At 53.0% G+C, this 23,939-nt stretch carries 14 protein-coding genes; 13 read left to right on the top strand and 1 reads right to left on the bottom strand.

Annotated elements, in window-relative coordinates; all coding sequences use genetic code 11:
* Positions 1–4: 4 nt before the first annotated feature.
* From NSQ73_RS15175 to NSQ73_RS15165, 3 genes are all read left to right on the top strand, one after another.
* The gene (locus NSQ73_RS15175; protein WP_340987098.1) at positions 5–2,263 is read left to right on the top strand and encodes a polysaccharide lyase 8 family protein; all 2,259 of its coding nucleotides are present in this window, start codon (positions 5–7) and stop codon (positions 2,261–2,263) included.
* Between the two features lie 488 nt (positions 2,264–2,751).
* The gene (locus NSQ73_RS15170) at positions 2,752–5,544 is read left to right on the top strand and encodes a polysaccharide lyase family 8 super-sandwich domain-containing protein (RefSeq protein WP_340987097.1); all 2,793 of its coding nucleotides are present in this window, start codon (positions 2,752–2,754) and stop codon (positions 5,542–5,544) included.
* Between the two features lie 59 nt (positions 5,545–5,603).
* Positions 5,604–6,221: an SGNH/GDSL hydrolase family protein gene (locus NSQ73_RS15165; RefSeq protein ID WP_340987096.1), complete on the top strand. Its 618-nt coding sequence runs from the start codon at positions 5,604–5,606 to the stop codon at positions 6,219–6,221.
* A gap of 94 nt (positions 6,222–6,315) precedes the next feature.
* Here the strand turns inward: NSQ73_RS15165 and NSQ73_RS15160 are convergent, their stop codons facing one another.
* Positions 6,316–8,625 carry a helix-turn-helix domain-containing protein gene (locus NSQ73_RS15160; RefSeq protein ID WP_340987095.1) on the bottom strand — a complete coding sequence of 770 codons (2,310 nt, stop codon included), beginning with the start codon at positions 8,623–8,625 and terminating at the stop codon, positions 6,316–6,318.
* 260 nt (positions 8,626–8,885) lie between these two features.
* Between NSQ73_RS15160 and NSQ73_RS15155 the strand changes: the two genes are divergently transcribed.
* From NSQ73_RS15155 to NSQ73_RS15110, 10 genes are all read left to right on the top strand, one after another.
* Positions 8,886–10,484, top strand: coding sequence for an extracellular solute-binding protein (locus NSQ73_RS15155; protein WP_340987094.1), 1,599 nt, complete (start codon positions 8,886–8,888; stop codon positions 10,482–10,484).
* Positions 10,485–10,570: 86 nt separating this feature from the next.
* Positions 10,571–11,542 (top strand): ABC transporter permease, encoded by a 972-nt coding sequence (locus NSQ73_RS15150; protein ID WP_340987093.1) that lies wholly within the window; start codon positions 10,571–10,573, stop codon positions 11,540–11,542.
* The gene (locus NSQ73_RS15145; protein ID WP_039292182.1) at positions 11,536–12,390 is read left to right on the top strand and encodes a carbohydrate ABC transporter permease; all 855 of its coding nucleotides are present in this window, start codon (positions 11,536–11,538) and stop codon (positions 12,388–12,390) included. The genes NSQ73_RS15150 and NSQ73_RS15145 overlap by 7 nt, the downstream gene beginning before the upstream one ends.
* A gap of 30 nt (positions 12,391–12,420) precedes the next feature.
* The gene (locus tag NSQ73_RS15140) at positions 12,421–14,490 is read left to right on the top strand and encodes an MGH1-like glycoside hydrolase domain-containing protein (protein WP_340987092.1); all 2,070 of its coding nucleotides are present in this window, start codon (positions 12,421–12,423) and stop codon (positions 14,488–14,490) included.
* A 23-nt stretch (positions 14,491–14,513) separates the two neighbouring features.
* Complete coding sequence (locus tag NSQ73_RS15135; protein ID WP_340987091.1) at positions 14,514–15,884, top strand: FAD-dependent oxidoreductase; 1,371 nt, start codon at positions 14,514–14,516, stop codon at positions 15,882–15,884.
* A 27-nt stretch (positions 15,885–15,911) separates the two neighbouring features.
* On the top strand, positions 15,912–19,658 hold the full coding sequence (locus NSQ73_RS15130; RefSeq protein WP_340987090.1) for a sugar-binding protein: 3,747 nt from the start codon (positions 15,912–15,914) through the stop codon (positions 19,656–19,658).
* Positions 19,659–19,727: 69 nt separating this feature from the next.
* The gene (locus NSQ73_RS15125) at positions 19,728–21,014 is read left to right on the top strand and encodes a Gfo/Idh/MocA family oxidoreductase (RefSeq protein ID WP_340987089.1); all 1,287 of its coding nucleotides are present in this window, start codon (positions 19,728–19,730) and stop codon (positions 21,012–21,014) included.
* A 465-nt stretch (positions 21,015–21,479) separates the two neighbouring features.
* Positions 21,480–22,172: a response regulator transcription factor gene (locus tag NSQ73_RS15120; protein ID WP_340987088.1), complete on the top strand. Its 693-nt coding sequence runs from the start codon at positions 21,480–21,482 to the stop codon at positions 22,170–22,172.
* A gap of 81 nt (positions 22,173–22,253) precedes the next feature.
* The gene (locus NSQ73_RS15115; protein WP_340987086.1) at positions 22,254–23,177 is read left to right on the top strand and encodes an ATP-binding cassette domain-containing protein; all 924 of its coding nucleotides are present in this window, start codon (positions 22,254–22,256) and stop codon (positions 23,175–23,177) included.
* On the top strand, positions 23,170–23,931 hold the full coding sequence (locus NSQ73_RS15110; protein ID WP_042137438.1) for an ABC transporter permease: 762 nt from the start codon (positions 23,170–23,172) through the stop codon (positions 23,929–23,931). The genes NSQ73_RS15115 and NSQ73_RS15110 overlap by 8 nt, the downstream gene beginning before the upstream one ends.
* Positions 23,932–23,939 lie beyond the last annotated feature (8 nt).

Genomic DNA, 23,939 nt, shown 5'->3' with positions numbered 1-23,939 from the left:
TCCCATGCAGAACTTAAAAAACAAATGGCTGCAATATATCTCGGGAGATACGCTTAGTCATGAATCGCTGCAAAGTGTCAGGCATGATCAGGATACGATGCTCGATCACCAGGAGTTGCTATGGGCTGATGTTCCTTATGCTGAGAACGCTTCGGATGTATTTGTGATCATTGGCCGTTTAAGAGGGATGGCGATTGCTCTGAGATCATCCAAATGTCCCTACTATATGGACTCTGCATTAAGGCAGCAGGTGATTTATGGATTGAAATGGCTATATGCACAGAGATACAACGAAAGCTCCCGTCCCTATGGAAACTGGTGGTATTGGGAGATTGGCGTGCCGATAGCTCTGCTGGAAACCCTGCTGCTCATGGAGGAGCTGCCGGATACAGAACTTGTAGAGCGTCTACTCCTCCCCATAGACAAATATGTCGGTGATCCGGCGTTTCATGCACAGTGGTTCGTGGCTAAGGCTCCGCCGTCCACCGGAGCGAATCTGGTCTGGAAGTCTACGGCAGTTGCTCTTGCTGCCGTTATTCAGGGCGACGGGCAGAAGCTGTCCGCCGCCCTTAGTGCGCTGCTTCCGGTATTCAAGAATGTTAGCGAAGGGGACGGCTTCTATGAGGACGGATCCTTTGTTCAGCATGATAAATACGCGTACACCGGCGGATATGGGGTCTCACTGCTGCAGGATGTGGTCCGCCTGATGGTGTGGCTGCATGATACTCCTTGGGAATTGCCGGGTGAAGCCCGCGATTTGACAGCCAAGTGGATTGAAGATTCCTTTGTGCCCCTTATGTTCAAGGGGTCCCTGCTGGATATGACCAGCGGCAGGGAAATCTCGCGGGCGGATTCGCAGAATCATGAGAGCGGGCATTCGGTGATCACCTCCTGCTTACGCTTCTCGCGCATACTGGATGAAGCGGAGCAGGTACGTCTGCTCTCCAGAGCGAAAGGGTGGATTGTGGCTGACACGTATAAATCCTATACAGCCGGTGCACCGCCCGATACTGCGGCTCAAGCCAAAGCTCTGCTGGACAATGAATTCGTGCAGCCTGCCCGGGAAGAGTCCTTCTGCAAGCTGTTTGCGCATATGGACCTGGCGGTGCTGCAGGGTTCGGGTTTTGCCTACTCCATTAGTATGTTCTCCAGCCGGATCTATAGCTATGAATCTATTAATGGGGAAAATCTAAAGGGCTGGTATACTTCGTATGGCATGGGTCATCTGTATAATAGCGATTTGGGACAATATGCCGATGCCTACTGGCCGACGGTTGATCCCTGCCGCCTGCCCGGAACTACAGTAACAAACAAGCGTCAGGAGGATGGGGCCGGGCAAGGCCGTTTAAGCACCAAGTCTTTTGTCGGCGGGGCCGTACTTCACAACCAGTACGGCGCCATTGCCATGGAATTGGAGGATGTGGTTAACGAGGCCGATGGACTGACAGCGCTCAAAAGCTGGTTTTTGCTCGGAACCCGCATCGTTGCCTTAGGTTCGGATATTAAGAGCCGTAATTCCGCTAAAGTGGATACGATCATCGATAACCGGAAATTGAAATCGTTGGGAGACCATGCGATTACCGCAGACGGAAGAAGAATCTGCCGGAAGCCTGGATATGCCGTGACAGAGACCCTTCACCCCAAATGGATTCATATGGCGGGCAGTGACAGGGGAGCGGATGTTGGCTTCTTTTTTCCTGAACAATGCCGTGTACATGCCTTGCGTGAACAGCGCCAGGGGAGCTGGAAGGAAATCAACGATGCCGGTTCACCTGAGAAGATGGAACGGTTCTATCAGATGTTGTGGTTCGGTCATGGAGAAGCCCCGGCGGGGGATACCTATGCATATGTGCTTCTGCCTGGCTACAGTGAGCAAGAGACTGCTTGTTTCGCTGAGGAACCAAGGGTGAGAATCCTGGAATTGAATGCTCAGGTGCATGCGGTTGAAGATTCTGAACTGGGAATTACAGCAGCGCATTTCTGGAAGGCAGGCTGGTATACAAGCGGGGGGATTGCTTGCAGCAGCCAAGCCTCCATTGTGCTGCAAAGGAATCCGGCAGGCTGGAGCCTGGCTATAGCCGATCCGACACAAAGGCAGCGCAGTCTGATCGAAATCGGGATTGAATTCAATCACCCTGTTACCCGAGTGAAGAACAAGCCAGACCGGATAACGGTAGAACACATTGAACCCGGGAAGGTGAGACTGTGGTTTGACCCGGATGGTGCCGGGGGAGCCTCGTTTCACGTTGAGCTTGGGACCTAGCGAATCTATGAAATGTATTGGCCGCCAGAGTTGCGGCTTTCTTCTTGAAGAATGAGAGGGGGAAATCAGGGGCACCAGCGCCTTTATCCGCAAACCCGTCAAAAGGGCCTTTTAGGAGTGGTTAAGGGCTGTGGTGTCCGTATGGGTCAGATTTGGCTTGTATTCGGATTCGAAGAGATGGCATATATCCCTTTCATTTGCTCATCCTGCCCACTTCCGGCGGATTTAGAGGGATGCTCTTCATTCCGCCCGAAGCGGGCTAAATGGGAAAATGAAAGGTATCCTTCCGAGATCGCTCGAAATTTCATACCTTTTCTCGAATTCACGTAGTTTCTTTAGCGGCCATTCCATATCATACTATTAAATGTAAGCGCTTCATCATAGGCGAGATTACAGTTGGGAACGAAAGGATTATGGCTGGAAAAAGAAGTGTTTGGATTACGAAAACGAAGCAAACGAAGCAATGAATGAAAAAAGGAGGATTATGGATGAGAAGAATGCTAATGAAAAGCTGCATGATTATGTTAATTCTGCTCCTGTCTGTCGGCAGCTTTGGAGGAATAACGGGTATGGAGCGTGCCCGCGCAGCGGATGAATTCGACGGAATGAGGGAGCACCGCAAGGTTATGCTAACCGGAGGAGCCTCCCTGAATACTGCGGATACTGATATAGCCGCTGCAATTACCAGGCTGACTACCGAAGCGAACGGCTATTGGCAGACAATGAATACTTCGCCCAGCCGTACCTATCTATGGAGCGATAACCCTGGTATTGGGAATTCGATTCACATCAGGGTGACCTATGAACGTCTGTACACCATGGCACTCGCTTATGCCACCACTGGTTCGGCGTTGTACCAGGATAGTCAGCTTGAGACCGACATCGTTGCTGCACTCGATTATATGTATGCAACCAGATACCATGAGGCGGTAACGACGACCGCCAGCGGAACCAGCAATTGGTGGGATTGGCAGATCGGCATACCGATGCAGCTGAACGATACAGCAGTGCTGATGTATGACTCCCTAAGTCCGGCTCAAATTACGAATTATATGAAAGCCGTGGAACGTTTCTCGCCAACCGTCACCTTAACAGGAGCCAACCGCTCGTGGAAAGCGATCGTCGTAGGCGTTCGGGGAATCCTCGTCAAAGATGGTGCCAAGATTGACGCTGCGCGTGACGGGCTATCCTCGATTTTTAATTACACGGTTAGCGGAGACGGCTTCTATCGAGATGGTTCATTCATTCAGCATGGCAATATTCCCTATACCGGAGGGTATGGACTCAGTCTGCTGCTGGCTGTAAGCGATCTGATGGGGATGCTCCACGGTTCAACATGGCAGGTCACCGATCCCAACCAGTCTAATGTCTGGGATTGGGTATACAACACCTATCAGCCGCTGATGTACAAAGGCGCCATGATGGATATGGTTCGCGGCAGGGAAATCTCCAGAAACTACAGTCAGGATCATGACGCGGGACATACAGCAATGCAAGGTATCCTGCTGTTGTCCGAGATCGCGCCGCCCGCGCAAGCGGCTGACTTCAAGCAGATGCTTAAGGGCTGGATAATGTCGGATACCTTCAAGTCCTTCTATTCCAGTGCACCGATCCCATCCATCGTACTGGCCAAGAGCATAAGCGCGGACCCGTTGATTGAGCCGGCGGAAGAGCTTAAGGTCTATAAGCAGTTCTCGGCGATGGACCGGGCAGTCCAGCACCGGCCTGATTATAGCATCGGACTTGCTATGTATTCGAAGCGCATCAGCAGCTTTGAAGCGATCAACAGCGAGAACGCCAAAGCCTGGTACACCTCAGCCGGGATGACCAGCTTGTATAACAGTGATCTCGGACAATACAGCGATGATTTCTGGCCAACCGTCGATAATTACCGCCTGCCGGGAACAACCGTGTTGTCCCAGACCCCGTCAAGCAGCCATACCAGTGCAAATACGTGGACCGGCGGCTCCGACATTCAGAACTTATACGGCAGCTCAGGTATGGATTTGCAGTATGCGGATCATACGTTTGGCGCGCGGAAATCCTGGTTCATGTTTGACGACGAAATCGTCTCCCTGGGTGCAGGCATCACCAGCACGGACAATATTGCCGTTGAAACTATCGTGGAGAACCGGAAGCTGAACACAGCGGGCAGTAATACACTCACTGTGAATGGCGAAGTACAGCCTTCAGCTTTGGGGTGGTCGGATTCCCTAGACCAGGTAGACTGGGCTCACCTGTCCGGCAGCACAACTGGTGCCGATACCGGATATTATTTTCCACAGAATGTATCGCTTGCCGCCAAAAGAGAGGCCAGAACAGGGAACTGGAAGCAGATCAACCCACGTCCGGTAACCCCGTCCACGCCGATAACCCGCAATTATATGACCTTATGGCTGAATCATGGTGCGAATCCGGGTGGAGGGGAATATCAATATGTCCTGCTGCCGGGCATGACGGCTGCTCAAGTGGCTGCTTATGCCGCTGCGCCTGATATTGAAGTGCTGTCAAACTCCTCCTCAGTTCAAGCGGTAAAAGAAACGAAGCTGGGCATTATTGGGGCGAATTTCTGGGAAGATGGGGCCAGCTCCGTGGATCTGATCACAGTGAACAAGAAAGCGTCGGTCATGACCAGAGAAGCTGAAGAGGGCACTTTGGAACTATCGGTCAGCGATCCGACACAGTTAAATACCGGTGTTATTGAGGTTGAACTGGAGCGTTCGGCAAACGGATATACTGCGGACCCCGGAATTACCGTGACGCAGCTCAGCCCGACCATCAAATTAACAGTCAATGTCAACGCAGCCAAAGGCAAGACATTCAAGGCCTCCTTTGTACCGGGCAGCGGTACGCCGCCAACCCTCCCTGGAGAAGAGGTTATTGTGGACAATAACGACACCACAGGTGTGCTAAAGACGGGAAGCTGGAAGACCTCTGCGGTTCAGACAGACCGGTACGGAATCAACTATGTACATGATGACAACAGCGGTAAAGGCAGCAAAAGTATTGCGTATACACCCGAGTTGCCCGTCACCGCCACTTATAGCGTCTATATGATGTGGCCGGAGCATTTTAACCGCTCCACTGCGATCCCAATTGAAGTCATTCATGCCGGCGGGACGGCAACACTCACCATAGACCAGACTTCAAACGGCGGGGTATGGAACTTAATCGGAACGTACACCTTCACTGCCGGCACCTCCGGCAGTGTGACGATCCGCAATAGCGGAACAAGCGGATATGTTGCTGCCGATGCGGTCAAATTTGTGCGTAACCCGTAATGGGCAGCTAAGTGAATAAAGGTTGCATCAAGAGACACTAACGGGAAAGGAGACTTTATTTGAATAAATCCGGCAGATGGGCGGGCAAAAGCTGGGCCACGCTTGGCGACAGCATCAGCGCGGAGGGTGGCTATCAGCCGCTGGTGTGTGCTGAAGTTTGTTTCGCAACAATGGTCAATCTCGCGGTCAGCGGTTGTTCTATGGCAGCAGGCGGAGACCGCGACTACGGGGCGACTGTGCATGCGGGTCGAGCCTTACAGGATATTCCTGACTGTGTTACAGTTTTTGCGGGAACCAATGATTTCAGGCTCGATAAGCCGCTGGGGAGCATTGAAGGGCGGGACATTCATACCTTTCGCGGTGCCTACGCCACATTGATTGAGGACCTGTTAACCCGCAGGCCGGATACCCGTCTGAATCTATGGACTCCGCTTCAGCGGGATAAGGACGGGTGGGACACCACCGTCCGGAACGGCGCAGGCGTCCGCCTGGCGGAATACGCTGAAGCAGTCCGCGGGCTTGGAGTCTATTATGCCTTACCCGTCCTTGATCTGTATGCTGAAAGCGGGATTACCCGGTTAACCCTGGATTATTTCACCCTTGACGGTCTTCACCCGAACGAGGCTGGCTTTCAGCGGATTGCAGGACTGGCTGTTCCTTTTCTGGAGCGGCTTTGAGCCGTATATAGATAACAGCATTGTCGGACAAGAACATATACGCACAGAAAGCCGCCGGATAGGCGGCTTTCTGCGCTTTTCAAAGAGGTTTCACTCAGGAATTCAAATGCAGCTGCCGGTATTCCGTCGGCGTCATGCCATAGTATTTCTTGAAATTGCGCAGAAAGCTGGAGAAGTTGGTGTAGCCGACCTGCTCGGCAATATCATTCAGCTTCATGGGGGTTTCCAGCAGCAGCCGGTGGGCGGCCTTCATGCGTACTTCAATCAGATAGTCGACAAAATTGCTGAAGGTATATTCCTTGAACAGCTTGCTTAAATAATTGGGGCTGATGCTGAACCGGTCCGCCAAATAATTAACGGAAATGTCGCTCTGGGCGTAGTGCTCTGTGATATAAGAGAGAACGCTTTCAATTAACTCGCTGCTTTTTTTCTTACTGCTCCGTTTCTCCTGCAGAGACTGAATCAGTTCGGTCATCAGCGAGCTTAGAACCATCCGCATCTCGTACAATGTCTCACATTGCTGAAGACGGATGAACACCGCTTCATGCTCCGTCTGAAATTGTTCATTCAGGCTGGAGTCAGCTGCGGTCCGCAGCGCTTTTAGAATGACCTGCAGGCAGAGCTGGACCATCATCTCTTTGGACAGATTGCATCGCGCTGCCCGTTTGAACAGCTCCTCCAGCACGATTCCGGTTTTCTCCGCGTTCACCTGCTTGACCGTTTCCTGCACAGCATCAACGGACTCAAAGACCTCAAGCAGCCTGCCGCTGTCCCATGCGCCAACATCGTTTGAGGTGATGAGCGCATTATGACCCATGAGAATTTTACAGGAAATCAGCCCTGCCGACTCCAGATAAGACTTGCGGATATCTTGAAAATGGTCATAATACTCACCCATGCTGACGGAAATCGTCCGTCTGAACTGCACCTCAACATATGCCATGAAATCCTCTCCGAATGATCTGGCTTCCATTGTATTTTCCACACGTCCCGCATCTCTGAAGCTCAGAATCATTACCGCCTGATCATCGTTCATCTGAATCGCAGCCCCTTTGACCTTGTCCTGCCGGGAGCGGATCATCTCTTCAGCTACATTACATAGAGCGTACAGGTACAGATTCATGTCTCCAACCTTCTCCAGCATAGCCTTATTATCGAATTCAATGGTGAGGACGATATAATGCTGCGGATACAATTCAATGCCCACATGATTAAGCATAGGCTCAGCGGAGGCGAATTTCGTCCGGTTGCCGGTCAGAATATCGAACATAATCTGCAGCTTCAGCGCCGGAATGCTCTCGTGGAGCTTCTTTTCTGCATTGGAATATCCGGTGAATACCTGCTCTATTCTGTTATGCAGATCATTATAGGAGAGAGCCTGTGAGGATGTTGCGCTCTGAAAACCAGAAGGGGTGCGCACTGTAATCTCTTCCAGCCTTGCAATGAAAAACTCCATGGGAGCAAACCAGCGGTGATTGACAAAGCGGCTTGCGGAAACCGCGATGACAACCATCAGCACGGCCATGGCGATCAGAATATAGCGCACTGTAAGCGAAAGCGTACTGAGCTGCTGCTGGGATACGATGTAAATCAGCTTCCAGCCGGTATAAGCAGAGTTATCGTAGAATACGAGATTTTTCCCGGTGGCCGTTTTCTCTACCACGTACCCCCGCCCTTCGCGTGCAAGTACCCGGGAAGCGTAGCTGTTGTCCAGAATGCTCTGATGAATCAGCTTGGGGTCCTTATGGGACAGCACGTTCCCGTTCCGGTCGACCAGAAATACATTGTAGCTGTCGCTGAATTGCAGATCGCCGAACATCTTCGAGATACTCTTTTCATTAATTCGCGTGACCATTACACCGCTTCTGTCTTTGGGTCCGGCGGTAAAAGGGTAATTGCGGACAAGCAGGAAATCGCTGCTCTCTGCTGCCGGAGGAGAGGCATTCCATTTGCCGGTCTTGCCGCTGTCGGTGAAGGACTTGATCCAGCCCATGGAAGGCGCTGATTCCAGCGGGTAATAGTCGGAAGCAGAGAGGAGCTTGCCGCTTTTCTCCGAATACAGATAGATCGCCTTCATATTAAAATTGGCTGCGAGATTGTTGCCCAGCTGATCCTGGAGCATAGAGAGGCCCAGCAAATGCTGTGCGGAATCCGGACCGGAGTCCTCAAAAAAAGACCGGGTATCATTACTCCGCAGCAGATTGATGGTGGTCAAATCGATTTCCTGAAGTGTGCTGTCTACCCGTTTGCTGATCTGGCTCAGCACATTCTGATTCGAACCAATCACCTGCCTTTCTAACTGGCGGATAGAGCTAATATAGCTGATCGCCACTGTCATCAGGATAATCAGGATGAATAATGCGGTATACATGAGCTGTACTTTGGCTGAAATTCTTCTCTTCACTTGCTATCGCTCCTTAACCGGCGGATGTTCACTTCATTATATGACATAATGCAGCGGTAAGCGGGTGTCACTTTCCATTATGATGTAGCGTTATCTACAAATATCCGCCGCATAGCGGGAGATGAGAGTTCATTGTAGGTTCTGCAACTATTCAGTCTGCCGGATAGCCCGCTATAGTTAGGTGGAGGCCAGGCGCCAGGCTTCACCGTCTAAGCAAACATGATCTGCCCAACATCACAAGTCCATTGGAGGTCAAAAGAATGTACAGAAACAGAAAGCTCACCCCCGCGCTTCTCGCGGTGCTGCTGCTAGGAACGGCGGCGTTGTCCGCATGCGGTAACGGTAATGGAAACGCCGGCACGTCCGCAGGGCCATCCCCAGCCGCTGCCTCACAGGCGCCAAGCGCAGATCCCTATGCATCGCTGCCCAAGGAAATATCCGGCTCCATTTATGACAGGGGGCAGGTGGCAACGGGAGAAGGTTCTTATGAAGAGAACCGCTGGACAAAGTATATCAATGAGAATTCCGGAGTGAAGGTCAATTGGGTGCCGATTCCGCGCAATCAGGAGGCGGATAAATTCAATGTTCTGATTGCTTCCGATCAGGCGCCAGATATGATGACTACCTTCAACCGCGATTTTATTGTCCGCTGGGCCGATGAAGGAGCCATTCAGCCGCTGGATGAGTATATCGACAAGTACAGCACCAGCTACAAAAAATATCTGCAGGAGCATCCCGAGCTGAAGCCGTACCTGACGCTGGATGACGGTAAAATCTATGCCATCGCCAGCATGCGGCCTGCCCGTGCCAATACCGCTATCTTCATCCGGCAGGACTGGCTGGATAAACTCGGACTGGCTATGCCGACTTCGGTGGATGAGCTGGTGGAGGTCGCCAAAGCCTTCCGTGACAATGACCCTGACGGCAACGGTGCGGCTGATACCATTCCAATGGCGATGTCAACGGCCTATACGGCGATTACCGACGACTGGTATATGGCGCGCAGTGCGGCCTGGTTCGTGGAGGACGGAAAGCTCACCCAGAGCTTCTTCACCGAACGGTATAAAGATGCGCTTGCTTTCCGCCAGCTTGCTTACCATGAGAGTCTCGTTGACAAGGAATTTGCGACAGATAAGGAATTTTCGCGGCAGAAGCAGCTGTGGACCACGGGTCGCTCCGGCATCTATTTCAGTAACCTGAACATGGACAATACCATTACCGAGCTGCGGAAAAATAATCCGGAGGCCACACTGGCCGCAGTTCCGCCTCTGTCCACGAAATACGGAACGAATGGCTATGAGGTCGAAGTCCCTAACCATCTGCTGACCGCTTTTAACAAAAACATGAAAAATCCGCAGGCCGCGATGGAATTTATCGACTGGATGCTGGATTCAGGCTGGGAGCCGCTGACCTATGGAACTGAAGGCGTACATTATCAGCTGAAGGACAGCATTCCGGTCACAACCGATTTTGACAAATGGAAGACGGAGGTCGGCTATGCTTCGGAATACCGGCTGGTTCAGCAGGAGCAGCAGACACCGGATTATTTGGTCACCCGGGCAGGGGACAGCAAGGATGATCAGGATATGGCTGCCCTCAAAAGTACGATTATTAAGAACAGTGAGACCTATACCTTCCGCAAGGATCTGCCATATATCCCGCCAGTTGCGGAATACGCCTCCATCGCCGGCCAGTTTGAAACCAAATGGAAGGAAATCAACACCCGTATGGCGATGAGCAATCAGACACCGGATGAAGCGGTCGAAGAGCTGCGCCAAGCCTGGAACAGCCTGGACGGAGACAGTGTAACCGCCAAGGTTCAGGCCTGGTACGACGCGAACAAAGATAAGCTGAAGTAAACCATACGGTTCTTGGATATAAGGGAGCTGCGGAATGTACCCTATTCCAGGCTCCCGAAATTTATAGAGGAGTGAGAAAGAGCTATATGCCAAAAACACTGCACCAGCCCTCCGGTCCGGCGGCCATACGCTCCAAAGGCCTGAAAAAGCCGGGGCGGGGCCTGTTATTTTATCTCTACCGGGACCGTTATCTGTACTTATTCCTTATTCCGGCCATGTCCTATTTCTTCCTGTTCAAATTTGTCACCCTGTACGGCGAGCTGATCGCCTTCAAGGATTTCCGTCTGCTGGACGGGGTTTGGGGCAGTCCCTGGGTGGGGCTTAAGCATTTCCATACTTTGTTTGGAAGCGCTGATTTCTGGAATGTGCTGCGCAATACCCTGCTGCTGAATTTGTACAATCTTGTTTTTGCCTTCCCGGCTCCGATCCTGCTGGCCCTGCTGCTGAATGAGCTGCGGGTGAACTGGTTCAAGCGGGCTGTGCAGAACATGCTGTATTTGCCATTTTTCATCTCATGGGTAGTTCTGGCGGGGATCATTGTCTCTTTGCTGTCACCTTCCACCGGAGTAGTGAACGCGGCCCTGCGCCTGTTCGGGATCGATCCGGTTTACTTCATGACCAGCACCTTATGGTGGCCTGTGGTGTTCATTGTCTCCACCATCTGGCAAAGCGCGGGCTGGGGTACGATTATCTATATGGCCGCCATCTCATCTATTGACCCCGGCTTATATGAAGCGGCCAAAATCGACGGAGCCACCAAGCTGCGCCAGATCTGGCATATTACGCTGCCGGGTATCCGCGGGACCATTGGTGTCCTGCTGGTTCTGCAGATGGGGAAGATGATGGATGTGGGCTTCGAGCATATCTTTAATCTGCAGAATGCCGCTGTCTTCAGTGTATCCGATGTCATCAGCACGTTCGTGTACCGCACAGGGCTGCAGAACGCGCAATACAGTCTGGCAACGGCTGTGGGATTATTTCAGGCGCTGATTGGGCTGATTCTGGTGCTGACGGTCAACAAAATTGTGAAAAAGCTGGGAGAAGGCGGATTATGGTAAACCGACTGAAAAGTATGCCGCTGTATTTGTTTCTGGCCCTGTGTGCGTTCATAACGGTGTTTCCGATTCTGAATATTCTGGCGATGTCGCTGAGCAGCAGCCGGGCGATCATCTCGGGCGAAGTGGTATTGTGGCCGGTGGAAATTACCGTTCAGGCCTATAAACAGCTGTTTATCGACGGGCAGCTGCTCATCGCCCTCAAGAATACAGTGATCATCACAGCCGTAGGTACTGTACTCCAGATGATTGCAACCACGCTGGCCGCATACACGCTTTCGAAGCGGAGATTGAAAGGACGGCAGATTTTTACGTTTATGGTGATGTTCAGCATGCTGTTCGGCACCGGGCTGATCCCGCTGTTCCTGCTGGTTAAGCAACTGCACCTGATCAATACCTTCTGGGCGATCTGGCTGCCCGGGCTGGTAAGTGCTTACAATCTGTTTGTGATGAAATCATTTTTTGAAGGCCTGCCGGCCGAGCTGGAAGAATCAGCGACGATTGACGGCGCAACGGATCTGACGGTGTTCTTCAAGCTGACGCTGCCTTTATCCAAGCCTATCTTGGCTGCGATTTCGCTGTTCTATGCGGTTGCTCTGTGGAACACCTATTCCAATGCCTTGTATTTCATCAGCAAATCGCAGCTGCTGCCTGTAACAGTCAAGCTGTACCAGATGCTGCAGACGCCGATTGATTCCCTGCTTGCAGGCGGGGATTCCTCCCAATACATCCAGCCGGAGGGGCTGAAGGCCGCGGCGATCATCATAACGGTGCTGCCAATCCTCTGCGTTTATCCTTTTTTGCAAAAGCATTTTATCAAAGGGGTTCTGCTGGGCTCGGTGAAGGGCTGAAGTGCAGAATTCAATTTCCGGAGGGAACACATGAAGGTGACTACAAACTATACACTCGGTTCATTTGCGTTTGATTTACGGAAAAGTCTGGCCCCACCGGAACATCTATGGGTGTGCAGCGGCTATAGTACAGTTGCGCCTTCCGCGCGAACGGTCTGCGGCGTTCAAGGCTGCTATTCACCGCCTTTTGCCGCTAAGGATCTGGGCGTAAAACTTCATATAACAGCGGACGGACATCCTGTCCGGGATAACGGAGACTTAGGCAAGGGGGACTGTGGCGTACTGTATGCGAAGGGCGTATGGCAGCCCGATCAGATCAAAAGACAAGGAACATACCATCATCTGGTGGACGGAAACCTGTTATCACTGGCGGTGTCCAGTGAATTGACGCCTCTGACGGATACCCATGGCTTCCTCCTGACTCAGCGGATCAAGAACCGCAGTCTTAAAACGGTAACGGTTGCTGTTCTACCGGAGCTGGTGCCGGGAAGCCCGGCCATGGTTCCGCTGGACGATTGGGACTATGGAGCACCGCTGACCTCTGCCGGTCCTGCGCTGCAGATTGAGGAAGGAATCTGGGAGAACGAACAGATCCGTATTACCCTGCTTCGGGAAGGGGATCAGGAGCTGAGCCTTGGAGAAGGGGAGGAGGCCGTGTTCCGGATGGCTGCGGTTCTGACTCCTGCCGGACAAGAGTTCCGTTGGGAAGAAGGGCAGACCCTGAAAGAGCTGGGGGGGCGGACAACCGTAGTCTGGGAACGCCGGCTTGAGGAAGCCTGCCGTGAATTGCCGGTGCTGCAATCGGATATTCCGGGTCTGGAAGACTATTACCGCCGCTCATTGATCAGCGGGATGGTCTGTCTGTGGGAGAACCCGGAATTCGCCATTCAGCCTTTTCCCGCCGTCTCCGGCCTGGAAGGTGCAGGAATCTGCTGTTATCCATGGGATGCGGGGGGATACGGTGCAAGAACGCTGGCGCTGATGCTGGGGAAGGACAAAGCAGCAGGGCTCGCGGGACTAATGGCGGCCAGCGGTATTGAACGGCACTCCCGGTTTGCTCCCAGCGGACAAGGGGCCCATGTGCCCTACTCGTATAGCTTATGGTCCTTTCTGAACTTTGCCTGGTCTATCTTTGTACTGCACGGAGAAGGGGCAGAACTGTTCCCGACCATGCGGACACTGGCCTTATATGACGATAGCCGGTTGCCGGAGTGGAATGAGCTGCTGGATTACGGCCTTCAGCCGAACCTGCTGGAAATGCGGGGTGCAGGCTATGAACATATCGTAGCCAGTCCGAATGCCGAGCGGGCCTGGAGTTATGACCGCTTAGCCGATCTGGCGCAGCATCTGGATCTGGCGGCGGATCAGCCCGCACAGGAATGGCGGGACAAGGCGGAGCGTATCCGCCAGTCGATCCGCACCCATCTGTGGGATGAGGACAAGGCCTGGTTCAAGGCCATTTATCCCGAAGGCCATGCGGAATGGATCTATTCGATTCAATATTATGACGCGCTGCGCTTCGGTGCCTGCACCGAGGAGATGAAGCAGGGAATGTTCGCACAGGTTAGGGATGGGGCATTTCTCGGCAAATACGGCGTAAGCAGTATCTCGGCCGAAGATGAGCTGCATTATGAGCAGAATGATCCGGACTGGTCGGGAGGCGGGGCGTATACCGGGGATGGGCCGATGCTGGCGCTGACATTGTGGGAATCCGGACGCGATGAGCTGGCCTGGGATACACTGAAGCGCCACTTCTGGATGGGGCAGCATCTGCCGTATTATCCGCAGGAGCATTACTGTGACCGCCCGGCTGTACCCGTGCATAAGCGGGCGAATGTGGTCGCAGGCTTGGCCGGCGCGGAAGCAATACTGTTTGGCCTGGCCGGTCTCGATCCCCGCCTGGACGGCAGCTTATGGATTCATCCCCGCCCGCCCGCTGAAGGAAAGGTCTCTCTTTCCGGTTTCGCTTTCCGGGGGCATATCATTGATGTGCGGATGAGCCCGGAATGGTGCGAAATCATCTGCAATGACAAGGTAATCTACAGCGGTGTCCCCAGCCTCCGTGAGGTTGTTCAGTCCCCCGGAAGCCTGAGGAATTGAAGAGAGAGAAGGGAGCGGACGCTATGAAGGGAAACTGGAATTTCGAGCTTGTGGTGGTAGGAGCAGGAGTCGGCGGGATCAGCGCAGCCCTGGCTGCTGCGAGGTTGTTCCGGCGGGTGCTGCTGATTGAGGCGGGCCCTGAAGTCGGCGGCACCGGCGTCTTCTCCAGCGTCTCGCTGATCTGCAATTTCCGCGACAGTATGGGACGCCCGGTTACAAGCGGCATTCACCGCGAGCTGTTCCCGGCGGCGTATACCCATTACAACGAACAGCGGGTGCCGACCTATGATGAGCAGTCTCTGAAGTCCACCTATCAGCAGCTCCTGGAAGCTGAGCCAACGCTAACTGTGTGGACCGGGTGCTCGGTGAATGAGGTTGATGTGGAGAAGGGTCGGATTCAGCGACTTCACCTTCAGGGCAATCAGGCTGGAACGGTTGCCGCAGAGGTATTTCTGGATGCCACGGCGGACGGTAATCTGTCCGCAATGGCAGGGATGCAGTACGAAATCGGCCGTGAAGGTGACGGCAAGCTGCAATCAGCCACCGCCACCTTTCGTGTGAGCGGCTTCGATCCCTTGAAGCTGAAGAATCCGGATATCCAGACCTGGCCGGCGATCCATTCCCTGCGGCTTGAGCTGCTGCCGTATTATCAGGAGCTTAAGGACAAGGGGGAGACCGCTAATCCAAGGCAGAGCATCACCTGCTTTCCTTATCCGGACGGCAAGTCGCTGCTCTTCAACTCCACCTCTGTGCTGGGAGTGGACCCTACCCGTCCCGATTCAGTAAGCCGGGGCATGGAGGAGGGTACCCGGCAAGCCAATGAACTGTTCGGGGCCATCTGCAGACATCCGGCATTCCGGCAAGCCAAGCTGGATTATATCGCGCCGCGACTCGGTGTCAGGGAAGGCCGGCGGATCACTGGTGAGTATGTCCTGACAGCCGACGATTGTCTGAACACCCGGCATTTCGGGGATATGATTGCAGCATGCGCTTATTCACTGGACATACACAATCCGGATGGGGGAGCAACCAGACTCGAGAGCATTCCCGGGGACGGTTATTACCATATTCCCTATCGTTCCCTGATCCCTGTGGGCTGCTCCAATCTCCTGCTCGCCTCCCGCTGCATCAGCGGAACCCATGAGGCGCACAGCTCTTACCGGATCATGGCGTCGGTCAGCGCCATCGGTGAAGCGGCGGGGGTTGCTGCCTCGCTGGCCGTGATTCAGGGGAAGGCGGATGTAAGGGAGGTGATGCCTGCACATATCCGTTATGTGCTGCAGCTGCGGGGGCAATTCACAGAAGGTGAAGTGGAGCGGATTCCGCTTCCGGCCAGTCCGCAGCAGGAACAGCCTGGATCATTGGAACCGAACTTCAAGTCAAGTCATGACTGACCATCCAGAAGGGAGGAATAAGCAACGATGAATAGGAGAAGCAGCAAGCAAGCCGTATGGGCGTTGATCATCCTGCTGGTATTCTCCATGGCGGCAGAGGGGTTCCCCTCTGCTGTCTACGGAGAACAATTGAGAGCGAATGCATCACCTGGGGGAATCATACCGCCGGATGCTCCGGGCACTCGCGCCAGCGTAACTGAGTCCGTCTATGAAGAACCGGCTTCCCCGGTCATTACAGACTGGGAAGACTTCCGCAGCAGCTTCGGTAAACATACGCACGCTTTGGCTCTGGAAGCGGAGGACATCGTCATTGACGGGGCAGTGGACGAATGGGATCGCTACGCAGAGATCCGGCTTCCGGAGGCTGCCGGGCAGGTGCTGGTCGAAGGCTGGGGAGGACCTGCAGATGTATCCGCCAGCGTCTATCTCGCTTATGACCAGAGCTACTTCTACTGGGCGGCGAAGGTGACGGATAATGTGCATGCTCCTGTCTCCGACAGCACCATGTGGAGAGGGGACAGCATCCAGTTCGCCTTCAGTCCCGGCGGCAGCTACGGGCCGGAATACGCCATCAATTATATGGACGGGCAGGCGCATGTCTGGCAGTTCAGCGAAGGCGGAGCCGCAGCAGGAGCGGAAGTGATCACAGCTGCAGCCAGACGGACCGGACAGGAGACCTTCTATGAGGTACGAATGCCGTGGTCTGCTATCTCCACGGGTATGCCGGAGAACGGGGAGCTTCCGTTCACGCTGCTGTTCAACGACAATGACGGCGTGGGCCGCCGGGGCTGGCTGGAATGGACACCGGGTATCGGCAAAGCCAAAAGTCCGGCCGACCATGCAGTGGTTCATCTGGTCCCTTCCGCCGACCCTTGGAGCTTCTGGGTGGAAGGTCCCCGGGAGATCAATGTGAATACGACTGTTTCTTATTCGGTGTACGCTGTGAACACGACCAGTGAACCGCATAACCTCCATCTGTCATCCAGCCTGCCGGGTGTTGAAGCGGATTTCACGCTGCCTGCCGGCTCGGCCGCCGGATGGAGCCTGCCGTTCACCACGGCGGACCCCGGAGAGCAGCTGCTTGAATTCACGCTTGCGCAGCAAGGGAGTACTGCCGGCAAGCGGCAGGAGCTGAAGGTGACTGCGGTGCTCGATCCCGCAGAGATTGAGGCCATGCTGGATAGTGTGAATGCACAACTGCCCGGTCTGGAGCAGTTGCTGCTGCAATGTGATGCACAAGGACTGTCCACAGATTATGAGCGGATTGATTATACCGTAATCAAGGACTTCATTGGTTACGGCAAGGAGGATATCGTGCAGGGGCGGCTCGGCAGAGCGCAGTATGTCGCGGCTGAGCTGGAGACGATGCTTGCAGGCAGCAAGCAGCAGCTGGAAGGGTATCTGGATGGCAGCCTGACCCCGCAGTCCGCACCCCGGTATGTCTCCGGACGCCCGGAGATTTCCGGATATTCCTTCGTAGGTGACACCATCGTGAGGAGTACGGGCGTCACCGAAGAACGGCCAATCTTCTTCACGGGCTACGGTCACTTCAACCAGGTGAAGCGGGATATTCCGAAGCTTCAGGATCTCGGAGCTAACGTAATCCAGATTGAGCTGGGGCCAAGGGATGTCATTCTGGACAAACAAGATTTCGTAAACCGCTACACCGTCAACCGCTCCGGTGCGGTGTCTGCTACAGCAGCAATTACAGAAGGGATAAGCCATTCCGGCAATCATTCCCTGAAGATTGCCAATGCATCGCCACGGCAGTCGAATGTATTCATCAATGTCGCCCAGACCATAGCAGTAGAGCCGGAGACTACCTATGAATTCAAGGTATGGGTGAAGGGTGACAATGCCAGGAACGTCTGGTTCCCGGGCGGAACGGGCTGGAAGCAGCGTCAGCCGTTGCCTGGCGGAACCTATGACTGGACAGAAGTAACATTCGAATATACCACAGCGAAGGGGGAGGTATCCTACCCGCTGGTTATTTTATCCGAGAATACAGGTACGGTCTGGGTGGATGACTTAAGCGTCGTCAAGGCTGGGAGCACGGTGAATCTGATTCAGAATCCCGGCTTTGAGGATCTGGGCGGTTATTCCCCAGACAAGGAGTACGTTGTCTCCACCCGCAAAATCCAATCGGAGCTGTTACCGGCGCTGCAGCGGGCTGAGGATTATGATGTTGCGGTCAATCTCCTGATTTCCCCGCATTATTTTCCGGACTGGGTGCTCGCAAAGTGGCCGGAGCTGAAGGTGGAGAATAACGGCTCTATCAAATTCTCCCTGTTTCAGCCGATGGCCCAATCCATTATAGAGGATTATCTGCGGGCCTTGATTCCTGCTATCAAGGATTATGATTCGCTGCAGAGTCTTACGCTCACCAACGAATCGGTCTATACGGCCAATAAGGATGCCTATGCACTGCCTGCCTGGCACGAGTATCTTGAAGGAATCTATAACGGCGATATCGGGCAGCTGAACGGCGTCTATCAAACGGCCTATAGCTCTTTTACCGGTGTGCCTATGCCTGAGAATATTACAGCTTCTCCGGCGTCTTATGACTATGTGCTGTTCAACCAGGATTACTTCGCCGGCTGGCATGAATGGATGGCCGGAATTATCCATGAGCTTGCTCCAGAGTTGCCTGTGCAGGCGAAAATTATGGGTGATCCCCGGGGCAGCCTGTCCTGGGGCGTGGATATCGAGCGCTTCTCGGAGTTCAGCCAGATCAACGGCAATGACAACTGGAATTATATCAACGAAGGCCCGAAGGGCTTCATGGAAGAACTCAGCTTCTATGATTTGCAGGCCTCCTTCAAAGAAGCCCCGGTCTTTAATTCGGAGCATCATCTAATCGCAGACGGGGACAAAATGTATACGCCGGAACAGGCAAAGCATGTCCGCTCCGTACTGTGGCAGAGTGCGATTCACGGCCGGGGCGGATCGGCCATCTGGGTCTGGGAGCGGACATACAATGAAACGGCCAGTACCGAGGGCAGCATTCTGCACCGGCCGGATGTTATAGCACAGGCGGGGCGGACCAATCTGGACCTGAACCGTCTGGCCGGGCAGGTAACCGCCTTCCAGAATGAACAACCGCAGGCGGCGATTCTGTATTCTACCGCTTCTGGTGTCTTCTCGGGTGAATACTCGGCAGTCTCGCTCCGAGCTTATGAAGCATTGTCTTACAGCGGCTACAAGGCCGGATATGTATCTGAAAAGCAGGTGGATAATGGCGGGCTGGACGATTATAAGCTGCTGATTGTGCCAAACGCTTCAAGAGTCAATCCGGAGACGCTGAGCGGGATTAGACAATTTATGGAGCAGGGCGGACGGGTGCTGCTGATCGGCTCCCACGCTTTGGAGCTTACGCCGCACGGCGCGGCGCTCTCTGCCGCAGACAGAAGTTATGTGTTCGCCCATGCGGACAAAATATCCGCAACGGACTGGACCGCAGGCCAAATCAGAGATTACTTGTTACCGGTCCTGCAGACTGTAAATCCGGGACAGCTGCTGCTGCTTGATCCGGCAGACAATGCTCCCGTATACAATGTCGAGTGGAGAACCGTTGAATATGGGGGACATACACTCATGAATGTGGTTAACTATGGCCCGGAACCCGTGGTGGTCAAAGCAGTCCGCAATGGATTAACGGCAAACGGCTTCATGGATCTGATTACAGATCAAAGCACTGCGGGCCAGACTATAGAGCTTCAGCCGCTGACCCCCTATTTGTTCAGTCTGGACTTTCCGGCTGAGACAGATAACTGAGGGTAGTGCACGGCTGCGCTGCAAAAACTGAAACTCAATATAAGAACTAACTTTAGGAGGCACACGTAATTGGATAAGAAGCGTTATGTACAGGTAGGCATTGGCGGCAGGGCGCAATTTTTCTATGAAGCTATTGCGAAAGAGTACAGGGATTCAGCAGAGCTTACCGCTTTTTGCGATGTGAATCAGACACGTATGGATTACGCCAACAAGCTGCTGTCGGAGACACACGGGTATCCGCAGGTGAACACCTACCTGGCTGAGCAGTTTGACACCATGATCGAGACAGAGAAACCGGATATTGTCATTGTCACCAGTGTCGACCGGACCCATCACAGATATATTATCCGCGCGCTTGAGCTTGGCTGTGATGTGATCACAGAGAAGCCCATGACCGTTGATGTGGAGAAATGCAAGGAGATTTACGAAGCGGTGGAGCGTACCGGACGCAAGGTCAGGGTCACCTTCAATTACCGCTATGCCCCCCATCATACGAAAGCCCGCGAGCTGATTGCCTCCGGGGTTATCGGGGAGGTGCATTCTATTCATTTCGAATGGCTGCTGAATACTGAGCATGGGGCGGATTATTTCCGCCGCTGGCACCGGGACAAGCGCAACAGCGGGGGACTGCTTGTACACAAATCTACCCATCACTTCGATCTGGTCAACTTCTGGATCGGTGCGGAGCCGGAAACGGTGTTTGCCTTCGGCGACCTGCGATTCTATGGCCGGGAGAATGCCGAGAACCGCGGCGTAACTTCATTCTATCAGCGTGCCACCGGAAATCCGGCTGCCAAGGATGATCCCTTTGCCCTGCAGATGGATGAGAATCCCTTTCTGAAGGAGATGTACCTGGATGCGGAGGCAGAGGACGGCTATCAGCGGGATCAAAGCGTGTTCGGCGACGGAATCAGTATTGAGGACACCATGGGGGTAATGGTCCGGTACAGCAATAAGGCGATTCTTACGTATTCATTGAACGCCTACATGCCTTGGGAGGGTTACCGGATAGCTTTTAACGGCTCCAAGGGCCGAATCGAAATGAGCATCGTGGAAAAATCCTATGTCAATGCCGGCGGCGACCGTGCCCTGGAGGGAGCTGTGGAGGGCAAGCATATTGTGGTGCATCCTATGTTTGGAGCGCCCTATGAAGTCCAGGTGGATGAAGGAACGGGAGGACACGGCGGCGGCGATCCTGTGCTGCTGAACGATCTGTTCGGAACCCCGGACGAGGATATTTACCACCGTGCAGCCGACCACCGGGACGGAGCCCGCTCCATCATGACCGGAATCGCCGCCAATCAGGCCATGCGGACCGGACTACCGGTCCGGATCAAGGATCTGATTACCATCTAATTTGTTGAAGTAGGCTGGCGTAGGCTGCTTCGTTGGGAAGGGCAGGTTTTGAATACAGTTGTGTGTTTACAAGAGGCATCCCCATCAGTTAATGATGTATGGGGATGCCTCTACTTATGACAGCAGCTTCCCTAAGCAGAATATAAATTACCTTTTCCATAAAATCCTGCACATAATACAACATTCCCCTCATCCTATCTGTCCAAATTCAAAATTGTTGTATAAAAAGCAGGATTTCACCCTTTTCAAGCGGATTAGCAGGTTTATTCTTGTATTTCATACAACAATCTTCCCGAATACCAGGCTATTAATAACTCAAAGTTGCAAAACGTACAACAATGATGCCTAAAGGGCTTACTACCGATGGGGACAGCTATTCATTCTGGAAAAAGAAGCAGAAACAGTCTATCATAAAAACATAGATTTCAGAAATGACAGCCAATTAAGGAAATACAAGGAGATACGATGAATAATTCGATACATATTCTTGTAGCCGAGGATGATAGCGATATCAGCCGGCTGCTGTGCAGTATTATACGGAAAAGCGGTTATGTACCCCAGCCAGCCTTCTCCGGAACCGAAGCGTTACTCTATCTGCAGCAACGGGAATGGAGTATGGTATTGCTGGATTTAATGCTGCCCGGAATGACCGGGGAGGAGCTGCTGGATTGGATCCGTTCACGGGGAGATGTGCCGGTCCTTATCATTTCGGCTAAAGGTGAACAGCATACCAAAGTATCCGCGCTGCGCGGAGGTGCAGACGACTTCATTACGAAGCCCTTTGATCTCGAGGAGGTGTCCGCACGAATCGATTTGCATCTGCGCAGGTATGCACAAATTGCGGCTCCGCCTGTATCGCGCATCATGCAGCATAAAGGACTCCTGCTTGAATCCGACTCTAGAACGGTGACTGCAGAAGGGATGAAGGTTGCACTGACCGCCAGGGAATACAAAATTCTAAGCTTGCTCCTGTCGGCACCCCAAAAAGTATTCACCAAAGCAAATCTATACGAAAGCGTATGGGATGAGCCCTACCATGGTGATGACAATACGGTCAACGTACATATGAGCAATTTGCGGAACAAACTTGTGAAGGCTGCACCGGGAAGCGAATATATCGAGACCGTATGGGGCATGGGCTATCGGCTAAAGCCTTAAGACATTCTTAAGATTCGGCTTTAGAATCTTTTAAGTTATTGTTTCTATACTTGGTCTAAGACAGAAGGAGGCCAAGAGATTATGAATGAAGTTATTTTGCAAACGAATCAACTCTCTAAGAAGTTCCAAGGCGGTGTAGCACTGGATAAAGTAAATTTAACGATCCGCAAAGGTGCTATCTATGGCTTTATCGGGCAGAATGGAGCAGGAAAATCAACACTGATGCGCATTATAACCGGTCTTGCTTTTCCAACCGGAGGAACGGTTGAATTATTCGGCGCAGGCGATGAGAAGTCGTTGACCCGGGCGCGCAAGCGAATGGGGTTAATTATTGAGAGCCCCGCATTGTTCCCGCACATGACTGCCGGAGAGAATCTGGAGGTGAACCGGCTCCTCCGGGGCATTCCCGGTAAAGATAGCGTCGTACGTATGCTGGAGCTGGTCGGGCTACAGGATACAGGCAGGAAGAAAGTAAAGAATTTCTCGCTTGGCATGAAGCAGCGGCTGGGCCTGGCAATCGCCATGCTGAGCGATCCCGAATTTCTGATTCTGGATGAGCCCACCAACGGGCTGGATCCGATGAGCGTCATCGAAATGCGCGAGCTGCTCAAACAGCTTAACCATGAACGGGGATTAACGATTCTGATCTCCAGCCACGTTCTGAGTGAACTGCATCTGCTCGCCAGCCACTATGGCATCATTCATCAGGGAAAGCTGCTGGAACAGCTTACCGCCCGGGAATTAAATGATAAATGCCAGCAATATTTGTTCATTAAATCGGATAATCCGGACAAAGCGGTAACGGTCATTCAGAACGAGCTGAATACCCATGATTTCGAAGTGATGCCGGATGGGGCCATTAAGCTGTTCGGCCGTTTCGGGCAACCCGCGGAAATATCTTCGGCGTTATTCTCTGCAGGTGTACAGATTGAGCAGTTCATGCCCATGGGAGAAGATCTGGAGAGCTACTTCATGAAGCGGATCGGAGGTGCCGGCAATGTATAATCTGATTAGATCCGAGTTGTTCAAGCTGCGCAAGGACCGATCCTTCCGCGTGTTGCTGCTTATAACCGCCGCACTTTCACTGGCCTACCCGCTGCTCTACTATTTTGATAATAAGTCCAGTGGAGCGCCGCAGTTCACGGGAGCAGAATTCCTGATTACATTTATTGCAAGCAATGCATATGTGATCAAATTGGGCGTAGCAGCCCTGGCAGGATTCTTCATCGCCAATGAATATTCAACAGGTGTAATGAAGTCGATCGCATCATCAGGCCACACCAGAGGCAGGCTATTCGCTGCCAAGCTGATTGGATTCTCTATCGGAACCATGGCTATTTCTCTGGTATTCCCGGTCATAAGCACAGCAGAGGTCTCGCTGCTTGCAGGTTTCGGCCACCTGCCGGAGGGTGTAGATTCGTCCTTCATATTACGGGTTCTTGGACTAACGCTGCTGTATACTTCAGGCTACGCGGCAATCGGAGCCCTGTTCACTGCCCTATTCACCGACAGCGGCAAATCAATCGGCTTCTCGATTATTTTCTTTCTATTGATTGATTCCGTTCTGGGCGGCCTGGTTGAATACATTCCTTCCTTAACCAAGGTATATGAATATTCGATCTTCAAGCTTATGGGGGATATCGGCAAGCCCAGAATGGATAGCCATGATCTGCCGGCGCTCCTGCTTGTGCCCATACTGACGATCGCCGTATCCGGGCTGCTCGGTATTCTTGTGTACCGCAGAAAGGAAATCAAATAGATATGAAA

Source organism: Paenibacillus sp. FSL R10-2736 (assembly GCF_038000245.1).
In the GTDB taxonomy this organism is placed as follows: Bacteria; Bacillota; Bacilli; order Paenibacillales; family Paenibacillaceae; genus Paenibacillus_AQ; species Paenibacillus_AQ phytohabitans.
Note: the sequence above shows the minus strand (reverse complement) of the source record. Positions and strands in the feature narration are given on the sequence as shown.